The sequence below is a fragment of the Flavobacterium polysaccharolyticum genome, assembly GCF_038739875.1.
GTDB classification, from domain to species: domain Bacteria; phylum Bacteroidota; class Bacteroidia; order Flavobacteriales; family Flavobacteriaceae; genus Flavobacterium; species Flavobacterium polysaccharolyticum.
On sequence record NZ_JBCGDP010000009.1, the window covers coordinates 23,483 to 41,270 of the forward strand.

13 protein-coding genes are annotated in these 17,788 nt (G+C 35.3%); 7 read left to right on the top strand and 6 right to left on the bottom strand.

The features are described from left to right. Position 1: 1 nt before the first annotated feature. The 3 genes from WFZ86_RS10405 to WFZ86_RS10415 all read right to left on the bottom strand — a co-directional run bounded on the left by WFZ86_RS10405 (position 2) and on the right by WFZ86_RS10415 (position 7,236). The gene (locus WFZ86_RS10405) at positions 2-1,588 is read right to left on the bottom strand and encodes a restriction system-associated AAA family ATPase (RefSeq protein WP_342691884.1); all 1,587 of its coding nucleotides are present in this window, start codon (positions 1,586-1,588) and stop codon (positions 2-4) included. Next, positions 1,585-3,090, bottom strand: coding sequence for a restriction endonuclease subunit S (locus WFZ86_RS10410; protein ID WP_342691885.1), 1,506 nt, complete (start codon positions 3,088-3,090; stop codon positions 1,585-1,587). Before WFZ86_RS10410 ends, WFZ86_RS10405 begins: the two co-directional genes overlap by 4 nt. Before the next feature lie 285 nt (positions 3,091-3,375). Continuing rightward, positions 3,376-7,236 carry a sacsin N-terminal ATP-binding-like domain-containing protein gene (locus WFZ86_RS10415; RefSeq protein WP_342691886.1) on the bottom strand — a complete coding sequence of 1,287 codons (3,861 nt, stop codon included), beginning with the start codon at positions 7,234-7,236 and terminating at the stop codon, positions 3,376-3,378. A 580-nt stretch (positions 7,237-7,816) separates the two neighbouring features. Here WFZ86_RS10415 and WFZ86_RS10420 point away from each other — a divergent pair. The 7 genes from WFZ86_RS10420 to WFZ86_RS10450 all read left to right on the top strand — a co-directional run bounded on the left by WFZ86_RS10420 (position 7,817) and on the right by WFZ86_RS10450 (position 12,888). Beyond that, entirely contained in the window at positions 7,817-8,194 is a 378-nt protein-coding gene (locus WFZ86_RS10420; protein ID WP_342691887.1) for a single-stranded DNA-binding protein, read from the top strand. 45 nt (positions 8,195-8,239) lie between these two features. Then, positions 8,240-9,313: a DUF932 domain-containing protein gene (locus WFZ86_RS10425; protein WP_342691888.1), complete on the top strand. Its 1,074-nt coding sequence runs from the start codon at positions 8,240-8,242 to the stop codon at positions 9,311-9,313. An 80-nt stretch (positions 9,314-9,393) separates the two neighbouring features. Continuing rightward, positions 9,394-9,930, top strand: a complete 537-nt coding sequence (locus WFZ86_RS10430; protein ID WP_342691889.1) for a PRTRC system protein E — start codon at positions 9,394-9,396, stop codon at positions 9,928-9,930. Positions 9,931-9,947: 17 nt separating this feature from the next. After that, positions 9,948-10,166 carry a PRTRC system protein C gene (locus WFZ86_RS10435; protein ID WP_315142480.1) on the top strand — a complete coding sequence of 73 codons (219 nt, stop codon included), beginning with the start codon at positions 9,948-9,950 and terminating at the stop codon, positions 10,164-10,166. An 18-nt stretch (positions 10,167-10,184) separates the two neighbouring features. Next, positions 10,185-11,360: a hypothetical protein gene (locus WFZ86_RS10440; RefSeq protein ID WP_342691890.1), complete on the top strand. Its 1,176-nt coding sequence runs from the start codon at positions 10,185-10,187 to the stop codon at positions 11,358-11,360. Continuing rightward, positions 11,357-12,082 (top strand): PRTRC system protein B, encoded by a 726-nt coding sequence (locus WFZ86_RS10445; RefSeq protein WP_342691891.1) that lies wholly within the window; start codon positions 11,357-11,359, stop codon positions 12,080-12,082. The genes WFZ86_RS10440 and WFZ86_RS10445 overlap by 4 nt, the downstream gene beginning before the upstream one ends. Further along, a complete protein-coding gene (locus WFZ86_RS10450; RefSeq protein WP_342691892.1) occupies positions 12,079-12,888 on the top strand; it encodes a PRTRC system ThiF family protein in 810 nt (269 codons plus the stop codon). Before WFZ86_RS10445 ends, WFZ86_RS10450 begins: the two co-directional genes overlap by 4 nt. 361 nt (positions 12,889-13,249) lie before the next feature. On the opposite strand, the gene WFZ86_RS10455 is transcribed toward WFZ86_RS10450, so the two are convergent. The 3 genes from WFZ86_RS10455 to WFZ86_RS10465 all read right to left on the bottom strand — a co-directional run bounded on the left by WFZ86_RS10455 (position 13,250) and on the right by WFZ86_RS10465 (position 17,787). Continuing rightward, on the bottom strand, positions 13,250-14,992 hold the full coding sequence (locus WFZ86_RS10455) for a UvrD-helicase domain-containing protein (protein ID WP_342691893.1): 1,743 nt from the start codon (positions 14,990-14,992) through the stop codon (positions 13,250-13,252). Next, positions 14,985-17,117, bottom strand: a complete 2,133-nt coding sequence (locus WFZ86_RS10460; RefSeq protein WP_342691894.1) for an AAA family ATPase — start codon at positions 17,115-17,117, stop codon at positions 14,985-14,987. The genes WFZ86_RS10455 and WFZ86_RS10460 overlap by 8 nt, the downstream gene beginning before the upstream one ends. Before the next feature lie 229 nt (positions 17,118-17,346). Continuing rightward, positions 17,347-17,787 carry a DUF3872 domain-containing protein gene (locus WFZ86_RS10465; RefSeq protein ID WP_342691895.1) on the bottom strand — a complete coding sequence of 147 codons (441 nt, stop codon included), beginning with the start codon at positions 17,785-17,787 and terminating at the stop codon, positions 17,347-17,349. Position 17,788 lies beyond the last annotated feature (1 nt).

Here is a 17,788-nt window from a genome sequence, read left to right on the forward strand (position 1 = left end):
ATTAATTATTTAAGGATTTTAAGAATTCAATTCTTCGATGTAGAGAACTTAATTCATAAGATTCCCCCAGTTCTTTTATTTGCTTTTCGATTAAATCGATATCAGTGCTATTCTCAAGTTCTTGTATAAATAATAACGAATCCTCTGAAATAGGTATTTTTATATCAAATGCCATTTTCAAGATTTCATCAAATGAAGCACCGTAAGTCTCCTGTGAAGGTTCAGAGATATTAATCTTATCCTTTTCTCTCTTAAATATAAAAATATTTTCTTTTTTCGTATCAGAAACCACAAATGGTGAATGTGATGTTATAAACATATCTTGCTGTCTGCCATCAGTCAACTTTTTCAAGGTACTTATAAAAGTTCTCCTCCATTTTGGATTAAAATGCGTTTCTGGCTCATCTAAAAGAAATAGACAGTTATCTTGTCCGATCATTGAAATTGTTCCAAACACATTTAAAAATTGATGTTCTCCATCACTCAAACTCAAATAATCTACTATACTCCCATTTTCTAGTTCTAGTTTAAGTTCAGAATAACTTAGAACTTTATCATCTTCTGATACCATTGGCATTCGGGTAACAAGCTTTCTTTCCTTCCTGTCACTCTTAATTTTTTTTACTATATCATCCTTTATTATCAAATTATTTAATAACTCCAATTTATAAAGAGCTGTGTAGAGTTCCAGAGGACTATTAAAATGATGCTTAAATAGTTTGATCGTTACTTCATCTAATTCATATTCTAATATCCACCTCTTAAACTTTGTATCATCCTCATCTTGTACAGCTTTTGGACAACATTTAATTAGTTTATCTTTCCAAAGTTCCAGCTCGGTTGTAAGTTTTATTCCGCCATCTCCTTTTGTACTATAAAATGGCGCATTTCTCTGATTAGTTTGGATTGTTATTGTAAAACTCGTTAATTTTTTAATTTGTAATTCTTTCTTAATAATTGCAATCGTAGGATGAGTATCTTCAAAAATTAAACTGCTTATTGTTATCCCCAAGTTTGTATTATAATTCATGAAATATAACATGGGTTCATAATCAACAGCATCTTTGTATTTTTCTTTGAATTTGATACTATTGAGTGCACGATTCGCTGTGTATTTTGCATACTCGTCATAGTACAAATCAAATGGTAAGCTTAATGTTTCATTATCACCTGAAGTATAACCAATAACTTTAGAAGGCAAAAATTTATTAAAATCATCTATTTCAAATGCAATTGATTCCCCACCTGAATTTATAATCTCAATTATTATTTCTTTCTTTTTAAGATTAGTCTTTTCACAGTCAATAATTACAAGATATTTAGCGGTTTCAACTAGAATTTCGTACTCAATTCTAAAACCAAATGGTGAATTTTCTTTCTCGTTTTTATTTTCTTGCCTGAACAAACCATCTAAGTATAAAAATATTTCTGCAATTAATTCCAATATTTGAGACTTACCCGAACCATTAATCCCAATAAAACAATTTGCATGGATAAAACTATCTTCCGTTTTAGGAAAAAATAAATCCACTCCGTTCATTAAGGGTTTGTAGTCAATATCATATATTAAAAGTCTTCGGATTTTCATACAACAGTATATTTTATCGTTTCAGATTTTTCATCAAAATAATTTATCACTAATTTTTTTTGTTCCAATTCTTGAAATTTAGTTCTTAGTTTGTTTTTCGGTAGCTTAGTTAATGTAAAAATTTCGGAATATGAAAATGGTCTGTTTTTATAATTACTAGAGATTATCTCATATAAATCTACTTCTTTTTTCTTTAATTTCGCTTTGTTTCTATTTTTCTCAAGAGTACCTTTTGCATAACTTTCCTTCGCCTCTTTAATGCGGAGTAATAAATCGTCTATACTGCCTTGAAAATTTTGAGGTATTAATTTGCCAGAAAAGGCATCTTGCAGAATTTTTGATTTTAAGAGCTTAGTTTTTAGAATATTGTTTTCAATTTCATTTTTCAATTTTTCAATTTCATCAAAGTTGACTTCAATAAATTCTACAATATTATTTTGTGTGTGAATATCAAGTGAAGGAACCATCAAATTTGCAAGCTTAGTTCCATTAAAGTTTGGTTGTCCAATACCAGTAGTGCCCTCGTTAATTTGTTTCCAGTAAAAATTAGTTTGCATGAAATAGTACAGAAACTTTGGACTAAGTATAGTTTTTGCACATCTAATCCTTATTAGGTACGATGCGAACAACGAATCTTGTAAGCTATTAATTAAAATTGATTTACCTACCGTATTTCCAGATCTAGCAAACAATATATCATCTTCTTGCAATTTAAATTTTGAAATGTCGTCTTTCTCCGTAATTTCACAATACGGAACTGTATTCCAGTCAATTTTGCCATTTTGTATATCGGTTATGCGCAAATAATGCAAACTATTATCCTTTTTTATTTTGGAGGATTTAGCTGTATATCCATAATTTATTGAATCGACTAGTTCGGCCAACTTTACATATTTTGCATCATTTATAATATGTCTGTCAAGTAGTTTAGCTTTTAAATAATCGCTTTTATTGAGTGATTCAGTTAACTGAGAAATGATTTTATCTAATTCACTAAAAATTTCCTCAATCTTGTCCACGATTCTATTTTGTTCCTCAATAAATGTTAGAGGGAAAGTAAATTCGTTCAATACTTTTTGGCTGATATTTGGCTGGGCGCTTCCTTCTCTTTTATTTAAAAGGTCTTCCTTTGATGAAAAGAGATAGTAATAAAGGTATTTTGGATTAACAAGAAAAGGTGTAATTGATGCGACTGCTTGATTAGTTGATGCATCAACACCAAGAAAAGCCATCCTTCCAACAGTATTACCATACAAAGCAATTAGTAATGAGCCTTTAGGAAATATCTTCGCACTAGAAAAGGCTAATGCTTCATCTGTAATATATTCTTCAGTTCCGGTAATTATATTATAATTTAATTCTCCTGATTTTACCCATGGTATATTACCTTTAAAATAGTTTGAATTTTGCCTATCGGGAGTACCGCCACTACTTGTCACAGCAATATCTCCTATACTTACCCATTTCCAAGTATCAGGTATATTTGTTTCTCCTTTATTCACTATTTTTATTTGTTTCTAGAAGTATTGAAATAACCGCACAATGTAGTTTTTTTTTAAGGATTGACCAATTTTTATGTTCTCAAATTAAAAAAAAAAAATTAAATAATTTTGTAATTGACTCTATATTTATCTTGCTGATGCGCAATATTATAGTAACTTTCGAATATAGTTTATCTATCATTTATGATTTTGTGATCGCTTTTTATATCTATTGTAATTATTACTTTTAGAGAGCAGAGCGAGTAATTTCAATAATACTGTGCGATAAAAATTTGCATAATCGTACTAGGGGAGAAAAATCTCGACTGGAAATTCTAATAGCTTCCCACTTTCTATTTCACCTTTAATATTATCGTTGCGTTCCAATCTGCTTTTAATTGTGCCAGCACCATAGACTCTAAAAATTGAATAATTATTACCATGAATAAACATTTGCTTCCACTCTTGTAAAGACAGTTTTATCATCTCCTTTGTGAGAGATGGTGTACCTTTTACCTCAATGCATTTTTCAATCCCCTTTTCCATAACCGTAAAATCATAAGGGAGGTAACTTTCAGCCGTCTCGTTATGCCAGGTGATTTCAGTAAAGCTATCCTTGTTCTCCTGAAGATATTTATTAACATATTCTTCAGACCATCGTCCTATATCAACTTTGACTTGCGAATTTTCAATCGGTTTGTAAATTTTGGAAGTAGTAACCGTCACTTGGGACAGGTTATTTACCACAGCAGTAACGTTTTCAAAATTAATATCTTCAACTTGTACCTCAGGTACAAAAACATTTTCAAAATCGATATCTACACCTGTATAAGGACTTTCCGTATCTCCTGTTTCCTCCGAATATTCAGAGCTGGTCCCCAGATAAAAGCCGTCTTCAGGGATTTCACCCACAGGATAACCCTGTTCCTGAAGCCATGAATAGATGTCTTCAGGCTGAAGTTGCATCGTTAATCCGAATTCCCGTTCCATACCTTCCAATTTTAAAAGATCGCATAGGCTGTTGCTAAGACTGTATAAAGTTACAGGCGAATTCCATTTGCCTGTAAAATAAAACTCGCCATATTGTCCCGGCCAGCAGTCGATCTTTGAATCTACAATCACTTGCTCCTGATCTTTGTAAACCAAGCTTAGTGATTCTGCATTTATAAATTTTGTATTCTCAAAACTTGATGTAATCTTAGAAAGCACTTTTTGATAGTTATCAGTACTTTTTTTGGAGTAAATGAATGCAAGAAATGGCGCGCGTTTCATAAGCGCTTGTTGAAGTTCAACGTCCTCCCTTATATTCAAAGGAACAAATTCTAGCAAATCATAAGTTATCATTGGAATATCTAAAAACTCGGATAACGCTTTTATTTCGTCTTTTGACCTTGGTGGAACTTTAAGAAATCTATTGCTCCCCATTGGCGCCTGAGCGTTATGTACAGCAAATATGTACAGGTCAGCTGCTCGCTCGAAAGTGTTGTCGATAGTAAGCATATAACTACTGGTCTTCCACTGCGCAATTTTCGATCTTAAAGAACTTACTACATCAGTAGGCTGACTGATAAGCTGGTCATAAATCGAAAATAACTGTTTATTAGTATCGCTATTAAGTGGCTGCGAGCCGATCAGATTAAGTAGATGCAGGCACTCTTCCATGCTAAAAATTTTCTTGAATTTAAAAAAATCTATTTGTCCTACAGTCATCGATGCCGGTAAATCTGCAACCGGTAGATGCTGACCGATAATTGATTTTAAAGAAGGCGCAAAAACATCAGTAGACTTATAGCACTGACCATCTGTACAGGGAATGCATTCAAAATTTTTAACATAATATTCAATAAAACTCGGAACAATATTACTGCCTCCGCGATAATAATACTGCGTAATGTCGCATTTATGTTTAAATGTTTCCCAACTATCAAGCATTTTGGTCCAAAAGAACTTAGAAAAAGCTGCCTGCAATAGGTTTGACCTGAATTCAATTGCAGTGTAGTTCTGTATATAATGTTGTCCACTGTTGCGATATAGACGATACAACGAAGGATAAGCTTCTGTACTATCCAGCCAGTTTAGATAATCAGTTGCCTCAGGATATGATCTTGCAAATTTTTGTCTTTCTATTTTCTCATCGATAAGATCAATAGAAATATTTTCTCTTATGCCAATCTTTTTGAAAAACACCTTCCAGTCTGTGGAATCTTCTTCAGTCTCTATATAGTCTTGGGCCAAAAAATTTGCATTTGGCAAAATCGTTGAGAGTTTCTTTTCAGGATTGTACTTATCTGAAAGATAACAATGACTTGGCATCTTTAGACCATTGGTAGTTAAAACCTTCAAAAACTTCAAATCCAGATAATCACTATCTGAGAGTAATTTTGCCTGATATACTTTAAAAATAAAGCGAGTGATGACTAATCTGTTTTGCTCATTGATATCATCGTTCTTAATCATCGGAAGGATGGCTTTTCGTACAACTTCCAGATCAGTGGGTTCCCGCACCCCCAATACCTGGAGCCATTTAATTACATGCTTTTTATCGCCGTAAAAAGCTAAAACATCCTCATGGACATAATTGAGGTTTTCAAAATTGATGTCTGGAGTTACTGTCTCTGCCGGCATGAAAATTTCCTGCGGACTTTTGTATTGTCCAGACTCATCCATAATAAAAGGTGCCGATTCCAATTGTGGCAGCCAGGTTGGATTATTACCGTTGATTGTCTTGTTATAAAAGAACCGTATTAAATTAATTGCTCCATTGGCATCATCAATAGCATCAGATTTTACAAGTTCCAGCACCTGGGAAAAAGTAAACTGTCTGGCTCCTAACGGTATTAAGCAGGATTGACTTTCCATCCGCAGATCTACTATTCCATGCGAATCGGTTATGCCGAGATAATCTGTTATTAAGGATGGAGAGAAGTACTCCGAAAAGCCGGTATTGTCCACTACACTTTGTGAGATTACAACTGTATCCTCACCAGACTGTTCTGGCAAAAAATCGATTGCCACAGCTGATTCCTCAAGGCTTTTGTTATATGCAATATCGATTTTTAAACCTGAATATGCCGGATACTTGCCGTTTAATAATTTAAGGACATCGAAACGATATTGAGTTTGTTGTAAATCGCTAAACCATTCTAACTGCCGTCTAGCAATTTCAGTAAACAAGAATTCGTTCCAAATATTAGGCATCAATTCGGTTCGCTCTGCATTAGTAAGAAAATCTCCATTGATCAGAAAGGGAAATTCCTTATTTGCTTTTGTTGGCAGGTACGAATAAATTACAGCCCTCTTAATAGGTACTAAATGCTGATCTTTAACTTGTGCGGCGAAGGTTAATTTTGTCGCCTTTGCTTCTTTTAATTTCTGAGGGCATTCAGTATCGGAAAGCTGATTAAGTTTTGCAGACAATTCATCACTAATTGGCAGATCCATTATTTTAAATATCCAAGAACTATGTAACTTACCATTATTGTAAAGGTCTACAACATCCTGCGAGGCTTTTTTGGTTACTTCAAATATTTTTTTATCCCTGTCAAAGAGTGTAACAGTTTTAACCTTACGCAGAAAAAGTATAATTTGACAGTCCTCAAAAACTTTAATAATCTCTCGTTTGATATTTTCACGGTCGCTGATACCGATAATTGTATTTACCCAATCCTCGTCATAAGAGCCTGCAACTTCACTAGCAACCTGATCGGTCCAGATCGGCACAACCTGCCAGGGATATTCTTCGGGGTTAGCAAAACCCTCAAATTTTTTATCAAATCGAAATGAGAAGCCTCCAGAAACTATGTGTGCATAGTCCGATGAGCCAAAGACAGATTTAAAACCAATACCCTTATAACCTGTTTTCTCCACATTTTTATCCTTATCACTTGCACGGTTGCCAATCCCCGATATGCCCTGAACATCTTCTTTAGTGAAATGTTTACCGTCGTGGGAAAACACAAGGTAATTATCCAATAGTTGAAAGCGAACACTAATTGGGCTTCCGTCTGAGGAAGAATCATCAGCATTTTGCAGCAACTCAAAAATGAACCGGTTTACTTCACCAAAAACTGTTTTGGATAATACATTTAGTGTACGGGCGAGATCCCGTGAATTGCTGTCATTTTTGGCCTTTTCTTCATGTATAGTATCAACAAATTTTTTGTGCATAAATCTTCAATTTTAAGTTAATTTCCGCTTTGGTGAATGTAAGTAAAATATGTTTTTTAATAAGAATCACAATTTATTTTTTTTGAAAAAATAATAAATCAAAAGTATCAAAAGACGATTTGCAAATAGTATTTAGCATCAAAGTTAGTTTTATATTATGGCAATTCTTTACTCTTAGTACCCAGCACATTATTTGATCTCTATTCTATTTATACCATATAATTTCCAGTGCTTCCCCATCATTTTTATTATTCAAGAACCGGTATTCTTTTGTCTCATTTCAGCAGCAAAGGTAACTCCGTGTTCTTAACGCAATAGCAAGGTCAAGCCCTTCAGGTTTGACAAAAAATCTCCACCCATCCGGGTTGTATTTTTTGTCAAAACCTTGCTATTGCTAAACACTAACCTTTTTATGCTCCCGAAACGAAACATAGCATACTCCGGCTCTTTAGACGAATAAAAAAAATGTCAGCAATGAAAAGTAAAATATTAAAAATGGATTTGATGAAACAAAACAGCACCTCCTCTCATTGCCGAATAAAATTTCAAAAAAAATTAATCACTAAAAATCGTAGAAATTATGAACATTACAGGAAGAGTGACAGCGGATGCGCAGGTACGCAACGTGTCGAACAGCAAAACAGTAGTAAACTTTTCGGTAGCCATCAACGACAGCTACAAAAACAAAGCGGGCGAACGCATAGAGCAGACAACGTATTTCGATTGCGCATACTGGCTTAGTCCAAAAGTAGCGCAGATACTCACAAAAGGTACGGTGGTAGAACTTACAGGCAAAGTGAGCGCAAGAGCGTGGACAGGCAGTGACGGACAACCGCACGCAGGACTGAATTTCAACACCTCCCAAATCAAACTGCACGGGGGAGGTAAAAAAGCAGATGCGGTACAAGCTCCTACAGTAAACAACAATGACGATACAAAGGACGACCTCCCATTTTAACAACGAGTATCTAAATAATATTTAAACTTTTTAAATCATTTTATCATGGCACATAATATCAATTTCAACGAGAAAACAGGAAACTATTCGTTCTTTAGCGTAAACCAAAAAGCGTGGCACGGTTTGGGGCAGATTGTAGAGCAATACCCAACAAGCGAAGAAGCCATAAAACACGCAGGCTTAGACTATGAAGTCATTAAAACACCCCTATATACCAAAGGTTCGGGCATTATTGAAACGGCAAACGGTATAGAGATAGGCAACAGCGAATTGGAAGTACCTAACTACTTTGCCAATATCCGCACCGATAACAATGCCGTATTGGGTGTGGTAGGCAAAGATTACCACATCGTCCAAAACCGTGAGGCGTTCAATTTCTTTGATGCTATTGTAGGCGGTGACGAAGGCATATTATATGAAACCGCAGGAGCATTAGGCAACGGGAAGCGCATTTTTATTACGGCAAAACTGCCCGACTATATCCGAGTAGGCAATGGCGACGATGTTACCGAAAAGTATATTTTTTTGACTACTTCGCACGATGGCAGCGGAAGCATTACCGCAGCGTTTACACCTATCCGTATCGTATGCCAAAACACCCTTAACGCCTCCCTTCGCTCGATGAGTAACGTAGTACGCATCAAACATACTTCGGGAGCAAAACAGCGTTTGGATGATGCTCATAAAGTTATGGGATTAGCAAATACACTGAGCAACCAATTAGAGGGCATATTCAACCAATGGGCTAAAGTAAAAGTAACTGACCAAGAGGTAAAAAAACTAATCCAATTAGCGCTTTGTCCAAATAAGGAAACATTTGATTTATTGAAAAAAGGTGCGGAAGATGAAGTTTCCACCTTGTTCAAAAACACAGTAGAAGATGCTTTTACCTATGCTATGGTTAGTGATACACAGCAGATGGAAACAACCAAAGGCACTTTGTTTGGAGCGTACAACGCCGTGACAGGCTACTATCAAAATGTTCGCAATTACAAAGATAATGAAGCCAAACTGCAATCCATTGTAATGGGTGGTACAGCACAGTTAAAGTCTCAGAAAGCATTTGAATTATGTAGTGCTTTTTCAACAGCTGGTACAGAAATCCTAAACCTTAATTAATCCTTACAGGCGACTGCCTGCAAAGGTGGTCGCTTTTAAAATCGTAAAATATAAAAAATGTTAATTTAAATTCAAGAACTATGAATGCAAATTTTTTCAATCAGATAGTCCAAATGGATATTACAGGAGACTTACAACTCACTATATCAAAGGGTATAGACAATAATCTTATTGTTTCTATAATTCTTCAAAATGAGCAATGTGGCGATAACGCAAAACAACTGATACCACCCCTTAATTTAAGGGGAACGGCAGACGAATTAGACGAAGGTTTCTTTCAGCAGATAACAACTCCTTTGCAAACTGCTTCGGGCTTAATGGTAAATATGGAAGCCTTTATGAAGCAATTGGAAGAAGCTAAAAAGCAATCGGCAATGGAAAAAGAAAAAACCGATAAAGAGCAGAAAGAACAGGAAGCCAAGGACAAGAAGTTTAAAGACGGTATGGCAAAGGCAGACGAATTGGAGAAAGAGTGCAAATTTCGTGAAGCGTGGATGAAAGTACCCGAAATTAGCGAGTACCCAGAAAAAGCGGACGAGATTCGCAAACGTAAATCGGAACTCTCAGACAAATTTTCTTCAACAGGCCTGTTTGCAACGGAACAGCCTCAAGTTTAACCCAAAATCCAATAGTTATGTTATTAGCAACTCAATTAGAACGAGTATTTATACTTAAAGACAAAGGACAGGACATCAGACTGACCGACCCCGAACCTCGCTGGAGTGTGGAAGCAGTATTGAATTTTTATGCCAATACCTACCCCATATTAACCACCGCCAAAGTATCTGCTCCTATTATCCGCGATGATGCGATAGAATATAAATTAGAAAGCGTAATAGGAACGAAAGGTTAAACTAAAAATTCAAAAACGATGAACTATGCAGCGCAATATCCTATCGGGTACTATCAGCATACCCGAACAGAAAACACAACGGCAACTGCACCAACAATTGGGCGAGTTCGCAAATTGGATGCAAAGAGCCAAAGACACAAACGAAGTACTGAAAGACAAACAGAAATCTGTACCGATAGCAATGCTACCAACGGTTTTCTAAAGTGTACGTTTCTGCCAAAACTGAAAGCAGTGCAATCCATACAGGCTTGTAAGAGAACTGCAAAAACGGAGAGGGATTTTTACAAGTCCCTTTCCCAGCTTGCAGAACATTACGACATTGAACCATTAAAAACGAAAGATTATGGCTATCCTTACAATATGGCTTTGGCTATGTGGGATGCTGAAACCAAGTTAAAAAAGAACAATGTCAATTGGAATAATTTACGTTTGATACAGGATAGTAAGAAAACATTTTTCACGAGCGAAGAACGATACAATACAGGCACAACCCTGTACTATATCCCTATTGTGCCACTCTTTCAAATGCTCCATGACCCAAAGCGCAAAAATACGGCGCAATTGCTTGTTTCAGTTTGCAGTTATCTGTACCATATTGTCGATATACCCTATTACAGACAAGAGAACAGCTATTTATATTGGCTGTACGAAATGATGAACGATTGGGTCGAACAGGATGATTATACCGAAGAAACGGACAGCTGTATTGCAGAGATTGTAAAAGCCGAATGGATAGGCGAAAGGATAGAACAGAAGCTATTCAATCGTATCAATTTACAGGTGTTTGAACAGCGTTTAAACAACTTCAAAACCCGTGACACATTCGACTTGGAATGCCAGAAAGTGGCTTGCGATGCCTTTGCCCTTTATGCACAATATCCACACGAGAGCATTTTCCGAAACGCACCAAGACTCGAAGAAGACCCCTATAATGATGAAAACAACTACGAAACTGTTGGAATGGAAAAATACATTTCCTTTATAGCAGATACCACAGGTTGGTTATATGAGAGGCTTGCCGATAGTATTAACAATGAGTTTAACGAGTATGGAGCAATGGCAGAACCAACCATTTTTAAGCGCTTTGACGGAAGCAACATTACACAAACTAGCCTTGATTTTGAAAACCGCCTGTTTGCCCTTTTGGACGAACTCTGCACACTACTGTATGATTATAAAACGACAAGAAAATGAACAACACAAACGACATAACCGAGAATTTCGGAACGCTTTACAACCCAAAATCTGCATTGGTTTTTTACCAAACCAAAGGAACGAATACCGATATGTATGTGGAGCATTTTGATATGGACAAAAACGGAAATCCTATCAATGCCCATCCATTAACCGTAAATGAAGCTAAAGCATTATCAATGGCTTTACACACCGATAAAGAAAAGGACAAAGCCTTTTTAAAGCCAAAAGGAATTTTGCAGAGCAATATATTGCATGTCAATCAGAGCGAAAAAGGCACGGTGCTTTGGTACACCAAAACACAGGAACAGCAATTATATTTTGTGAACGGCTTGGGCATACCCAACGGCAAAGCGTATGTACCGCCAATGCTTTGGTATGCCAGTAAAAACAGCCTTGCTGTATTTGCACTTACTACTGACAGAAGACCAACAGAAAATACATTATTGTATTATGCTCCTTTCTTCAATATTTATGAAGACGGCAAAGTATGTATGGGAACTGTAAGTATAGACATTAAAAATTCCGCTTCCGTGGAGGAATTTACCAATGCTTGGGAAGGCTACTTTTTTAACAGCTATTTCAGCCATTTACTAGGAAAACAAAATCCTATAAAAGGGAATTGTGTAATCCTTTGGAAAAAACTAATTGAAACTAGCGAAACCTTTCCTAAAGATGTATTGAAAAAGAACAACAAAACCCTTAAAAATCTTTTGTTATGAATACCGAGAAACTAAAAGTACATTTTACCGATAACTATCTGATAAGCCCGACCAATCCTATTGCGGTAAACCTAATCGGTGCAGGCGGGACAGGCTCAAAGGTTTTGACCGCTTTAATGGAAATGAACCACAGCTTAATTGAATTGGGACACGCAGGATTACGTGTCCGCTTATGGGATGATGATACAGTGACCAATGCCAATTTAGGAAGACAGCGGTTTGCAGAAAGTGAAACAGGATTGTACAAATCCGTTGCCCTCATTAACCGTGCAAACCGCTTTTCAGGTACAAATTGGAAAGCCAAAACCGTAAAGTTTGAAAAGGACAGTTTGGGCAGGATACCCGAAGAAGCGCAGGCAACTCTTTACATTACCTGTGTGGACAATGTACAGGCGAGATTTGGGGTTGCTGAGATACTGAAAGAAATTAGTAATCATAGACACCACAGGGACGAACCGAAATATTGGCTGGATTTTGGCAATAGCCAGCATACAGGGCAAGTGTTGCTATCTACCATAGGAAACATTCTCCAACCTAATTCGGAGAAATATGAAACGGTGGCAAGCCTACCAATGATTACGGAAGAATATGGAGAATTATTGAAGCGGTCCGAACAAGAAGACGACACGCCAAGTTGCAGTTTAGCGGAAGCGTTGGAAAAACAGGATTTGTTTATCAATTCCTCCTTAACTCAAATGGGTTGTTCGCTTTTATGGAGCTTGTTTCGACACGGTATGACACCTTACAGGGGATTTTTTCACAATCTGAAGGATTTCAATACCCATCCCATAAAAGTCGCCTTATAGCCATAATCGGGCGCAAAAAGACACTCCCTCCTATGGTCGGGAAAGTCTTTTTGCGTCTAATCGGCGCAACCACTTTGCCAAAATGCACCCCCGCATCCTTCTTTTCTTCGCATTTTATCAAACAGGTTGCAATCTTATTTCTAAGGGATATTCATTATCCCTTTCATTTTTTTTTAGGGGACTTCTTTTCTTTCCACATCAGCGACCAAAGAAAAGAAGCAAAAGAACGCCGCTTTGGAGGTATAATTCTTATTACTTTTTTCATGAAATCATTTTCGACAAGGAAAAAGTGTGATGTGAAATTTTACACTATGAATTAAATAACAACCTTGCGGATTATGCCAAAGCAAAATCCCTCAATTCAACTATAATCATACTCAATTGAGCTAAGTTGATAAGTTGGATTATAAGCTCTCCCCGAATTTGTTACACGACCTGTCTCTGATATAAGATGTAATTCACGTTTAGCCCTTGAACAAATTACATATAATAATTTTTCAGCGGCCCTAATTCCAGTTTCATTCCAATTGGGTAATTTCCCATGTAATAATCCAAAAGCAATGACTGTATCAAACTCTTCTCCTTTAATACCATGACAAGTATTAACAACAACGCCTTCCTCATGTTTAAACATTTTTCTAAAACTCTCTATATCTTTTGCTAAATCAAAATCGGAATTTTCAAGTCTTGTTTTTGCACCATCAAAAAAAGTTGTCCAGTGTACTTCAAGCATCTCATTTGAAGAAATTGAAATTCCTAATTTCTCAAATAATTCAAGAAAACATTTCTCCAAATATTGTAATCCATCAGTCTCTTCGGATGAAATTGAGTTTATTAACTTCAATAATGCTTTTGATTTGAATTCTTTATCCTCAAAAAGTATAATTCCTAAACTTTCTAACTCGTTGATAAGTTCTGATGCCCAACGCTTTCTTATTAGGAAAGATTTTGGGGAAGGTAAGACAAGAAATAATCTTGCAATTTTAAACCAAGTATTCTCTCTATTTTTAAGTAGTGGAGATAAACCGACTGCATCAAATTTTACATCGGGCAAAAGTGATTTTAATTTCCTTCCCATAGGAATTACAAGATACCAAGTCGGTGCAAGAACACATATCTCATGTTCAGGAACTCCATCAGCAATTTTCTGCTTTATTATTTCTGAAATACTAACTGTCAAATTATCCTTATGAACTACTCTGTTATAGGTTATCACAGCAGTATCATCTGCATTTGTTCCTAATGCCTTTATATCAATGTCAGTAGTTTGAAAGTTTCGATAATAATCGATAATTTGTTGGTTAGACCTATAATTTCCCGATAATTCTTTACTTGTGAAAACAACCCCAAACTCCTTTTTAATCTCCTCAAGTTCTTTTGCCACACCTCCCAATGAACCGTATATTGCTTGATCAGAATCTCCAACAAAAAACATCTTACAATTCCCAGATGCTCCCTTCATTATTTTTGCCAAAATTGAATACTGCAGCTGTTGTGTGTCTTGGTACTCATCTACACATACCAAATGAAACATATTTTTAAGGATTTCCGAGATTTTAGGATATCCTAAAATCAATTTATGTGCATAATGGAGTATCTGGTCGAAATCAATCAATTTTTTACTAGCAAGCGCATCGTGGTATTCATCTATTAATGCCCTATAAACTGTTTCTTCTTTTTCTCCATTTGGTAGATATTTCGTAGACACGGAATCCCAAAAATTAAGTCCATAAGTTTTTTTCAACTCATCAATCAAATTTTCAGAATTGTATTCATCTGAAATTGAAAACCCATTTTTCAGTTCATCCAAATAACACATATAAGGTCTGAGAATCCACTCCAAGCAAAAGGAATGAATTGTGCCAGCCCACAAATTAGTATCATCAGCATTTAGTTCACGTATTCTCTTTTTTATTTCATCAGCAGCTCTATTAGTAAAGGTAACGGCTATGATGATTTTTTTAGAATTAGTAAGACGCTCTAACTCATAAGCAATCTTGTAAGTAAGTGCCCGTGTTTTACCACTTCCCGGGCATGCGGTTAAAAGAACATTTCCCGGCTCAATTACTGCATCAGTTTGTTGGGGATTTAAACCTTTAAGCATTTAATTTACTTATTAATTTAGACAACACATCATGAGGTAACTCTTCAATAAAGAATTCTAATGCCTCCGCTACATCTTCAATTAAGATTATCTTATCAAGGAGTGACTTATAATCGGTTGTATCACCTATGTAATGATAATCTTTTAATTTTGTAAGCCTATATTTTGCAATGGCAAGTAATATACTTTCATTAAGAGTTGGACACGCAAATACAGTGGCGTCTAAAATATATTCAGGAATAGCTGTAATGTTACTTACTTTTTCAGAAACCATGATTGCAAACCAGCCTTTTTTAAATTTTTCAGCTAACCGTAAAACTTCTTTTCCAGAGATCGAAACATCCTTATTTTCGAGCAATCCTTTAATTCGATCTTTATCCTGTTGTTTTTTAAATGCCTTTTCAACTGTTTGAATAATTTCGTATGAATTTCCTTCAAGTAAAAAATCAACCTCAAAAGTATATTTAGCATAGAATGGTTTGACGAAATTATTATCCTTACAAAAAAGTTCTAATTTTTCTTTTCTGTCTACTCCTGAGATTTGAGAATTACGACAATCTCTCTCGTATTGATTATCATCCTTCGGGTCTTTAGGCAACTTAACGATTGAAAGGTCATTATCAGTCAGAACACTACAATTTCTATGTATTCTGTCTTTATGAAATAATTGAGCAACATTCTCAAATCCAGTACTACCAATATTTATTAAAGAGATTCCAAGTTCATCTAAAGATACCCCAAGTACTTTTTTTATAATTTCAGGAATCAATATGTGTTCAGCATCTCCCTCAACAAGAATAACCCCTTTTGCAAACAATAAGTTAGTTCTGTTGGCATCTAAATATCGTTCCAGTTTAATTATCTTATCTGCTTTAAGATTACTTGAAGGTGCAAATACATGAGCCCTTTGTTTACCCCTCCCTAAAATATTCATAGAACTTATTTCACATACCGAAGATATATGGGTGGAATGAGTAGAAATAAACACCTGTGTTCTTTCCTTATCTAACTTCTGAAATAGTGTTTTTTGAATATGGGTGTGTATATGTGCTTCAGGCTCTTCAATCAAAATGAAATTTGCAATCTTGTTGTCTTTCTTTATTTTTTCAAATTCTAATAATTTGAGTGAAAGATAAATCAGGTTCGCTCCTCCAAGACTCAATTCCCATAATCTTCCTTCGTGTCCTTCCTCATCAGGGTCGCCTACCCATAATTTTAAAGATTGAAGGATCTTTTCCATTTCTGAAGGCAATTCGGATTTAATATTTACGTTAGGTGCGTATGTCTCACCAACGGCTTCCTTAATGGTTTGGGTAATACCTTTTGAAACTCCTTTTACTTCCTCTAAGCCTGAAATATTCTTATTTAAAATATCAACCTGTTCTTCGATTTCATGTTTTTTGTCAATGGAAATATTTTTTTCTTTATCTCTTAACAGATTCAATAATGGATTATCTCTATATGAGCGTAAATCAGACTCTACATCCCGAAGTGCTTTTGCAAAAGTACAGGCGAATTCATTAGGAATTGAGATGCCATACATTTTTATACCATAGACATCCGTTTGTTCGTCGTCAGGATCAGGAAATGTAATCTCAGTAAAATTGCCTACATATTGAGAGTATGTTTCCTCATCTGAGAAATCAACATTTCCTCTTCCTGCAAAAACTGACTCATAATCATTTAATGAAACTCCACTTAGTAGTTTTTCCAATTCTTCGACTGTTTTGTCATCACTTTGAGAAAGTTTAAAAAGATTTCGTCTTATTTCAATCCTAGGACGGAAAAACATAGAATATGTTCCTTGAGTAGTATCAAAATCATCGACAGCACCAATCTTATGCATAGCGATTGATTGTGCTTCTTCACTAGAGTCAAGTTCTTGAAATTCTATTTGAATTATTATCCAATGTCCAGTCCATTTTCCGAGTGAACGATTAAAATCACTTTCATATAATCTTACGCCTCTAGGCATACTTTCATCAACTAATAACCTGATTGCATGAAAAAGATTTGTTTTTCCTGAGCCATTTTCCCCGATAATGGTATTTACACCTTTATTAAAATTCAGAGAAACATTTCTGAAATTCCTAAAGTTTCTTAGTGACAATTTTGATATAAACATATAATCTTAAAATATTTCACCTAAAATAGTTAAAATATGAGAAAAATTTTCATAATCATTATTATTATTTCAATGCTTATATAATTCTCTAGTACCTAAAATAATTTTACAATTATACCATTTAAAAAACCACCTGATTACCAAAGATTTAAATCTAAAAAAATAATAAAAAATTGACCTGCTAAATATAGCAGGTCAATTTAATTTATATTAACCGTCAATAATTTTATCAATTACTGCTATTGAATTCAAAGCTCAATTGCTTTTCGTTTCCAAAATTGTCCGAAATCCATACGTCAAAGGATTGCGATACAGTGGACTTCGAAGTATAATACAGCCTAAATTGCTTCGCCTGCAACGGGTACAAATCGTTGGGCAGATATGGTAAAGCATCATAATACTGCAAAGTTCCTTGTCCGTCAAACTGAAAGTAGCGAAGATAGTATTGTGTATTACTGTAATTGCCAGTTGGCTGTATCTCTAGCCGGATCTCAACGGTATTGTCATTAACAATTTCTTTGGGTATGGGCATCACTTTTACCTCAAAAGGGAAATCATTTTGTATTTCCAGTTCGTCTTTGCTACAGGATGTAACGAAGCTTATTAGGATTGTCAGCAATACATACATTGGCAGTAATCCAATTCTGAATCTATTAAAAAATGCTGTCATA

What these genes read in the sequence shown, in the direction of transcription:
- WFZ86_RS10420 (WP_342691887.1), top strand. Translation starts at nt 7,817, where the DNA reads ATGAACATTACAGGAAGAGTGACAGCGGATGCGCAGGTACGCAACGTG.
- WFZ86_RS10415 (WP_342691886.1), bottom strand. Translation starts at nt 7,236, where the DNA reads ATGCACAAAAAATTTGTTGATACTATACATGAAGAAAAGGCCAAAAAT.
- WFZ86_RS10455 (WP_342691893.1), bottom strand. Translation starts at nt 14,992, where the DNA reads ATGCTTAAAGGTTTAAATCCCCAACAAACTGATGCAGTAATTGAGCCG.
- WFZ86_RS10405 (WP_342691884.1), bottom strand. Translation starts at nt 1,588, where the DNA reads ATGAAAATCCGAAGACTTTTAATATATGATATTGACTACAAACCCTTA.
- WFZ86_RS10430 (WP_342691889.1), top strand. Translation starts at nt 9,394, where the DNA reads ATGAATGCAAATTTTTTCAATCAGATAGTCCAAATGGATATTACAGGA.
- WFZ86_RS10445 (WP_342691891.1), top strand. Translation starts at nt 11,357, where the DNA reads ATGAACAACACAAACGACATAACCGAGAATTTCGGAACGCTTTACAAC.
- WFZ86_RS10425 (WP_342691888.1), top strand. Translation starts at nt 8,240, where the DNA reads ATGGCACATAATATCAATTTCAACGAGAAAACAGGAAACTATTCGTTC.
- WFZ86_RS10440 (WP_342691890.1), top strand. Translation starts at nt 10,185, where the DNA reads ATGAACTATGCAGCGCAATATCCTATCGGGTACTATCAGCATACCCGA.
- WFZ86_RS10460 (WP_342691894.1), bottom strand. Translation starts at nt 17,117, where the DNA reads ATGTTTATATCAAAATTGTCACTAAGAAACTTTAGGAATTTCAGAAAT.
- WFZ86_RS10450 (WP_342691892.1), top strand. Translation starts at nt 12,079, where the DNA reads ATGAATACCGAGAAACTAAAAGTACATTTTACCGATAACTATCTGATA.
- WFZ86_RS10435 (WP_315142480.1), top strand. Translation starts at nt 9,948, where the DNA reads ATGTTATTAGCAACTCAATTAGAACGAGTATTTATACTTAAAGACAAA.
- WFZ86_RS10465 (WP_342691895.1), bottom strand. Translation starts at nt 17,787, where the DNA reads ATGACAGCATTTTTTAATAGATTCAGAATTGGATTACTGCCAATGTAT.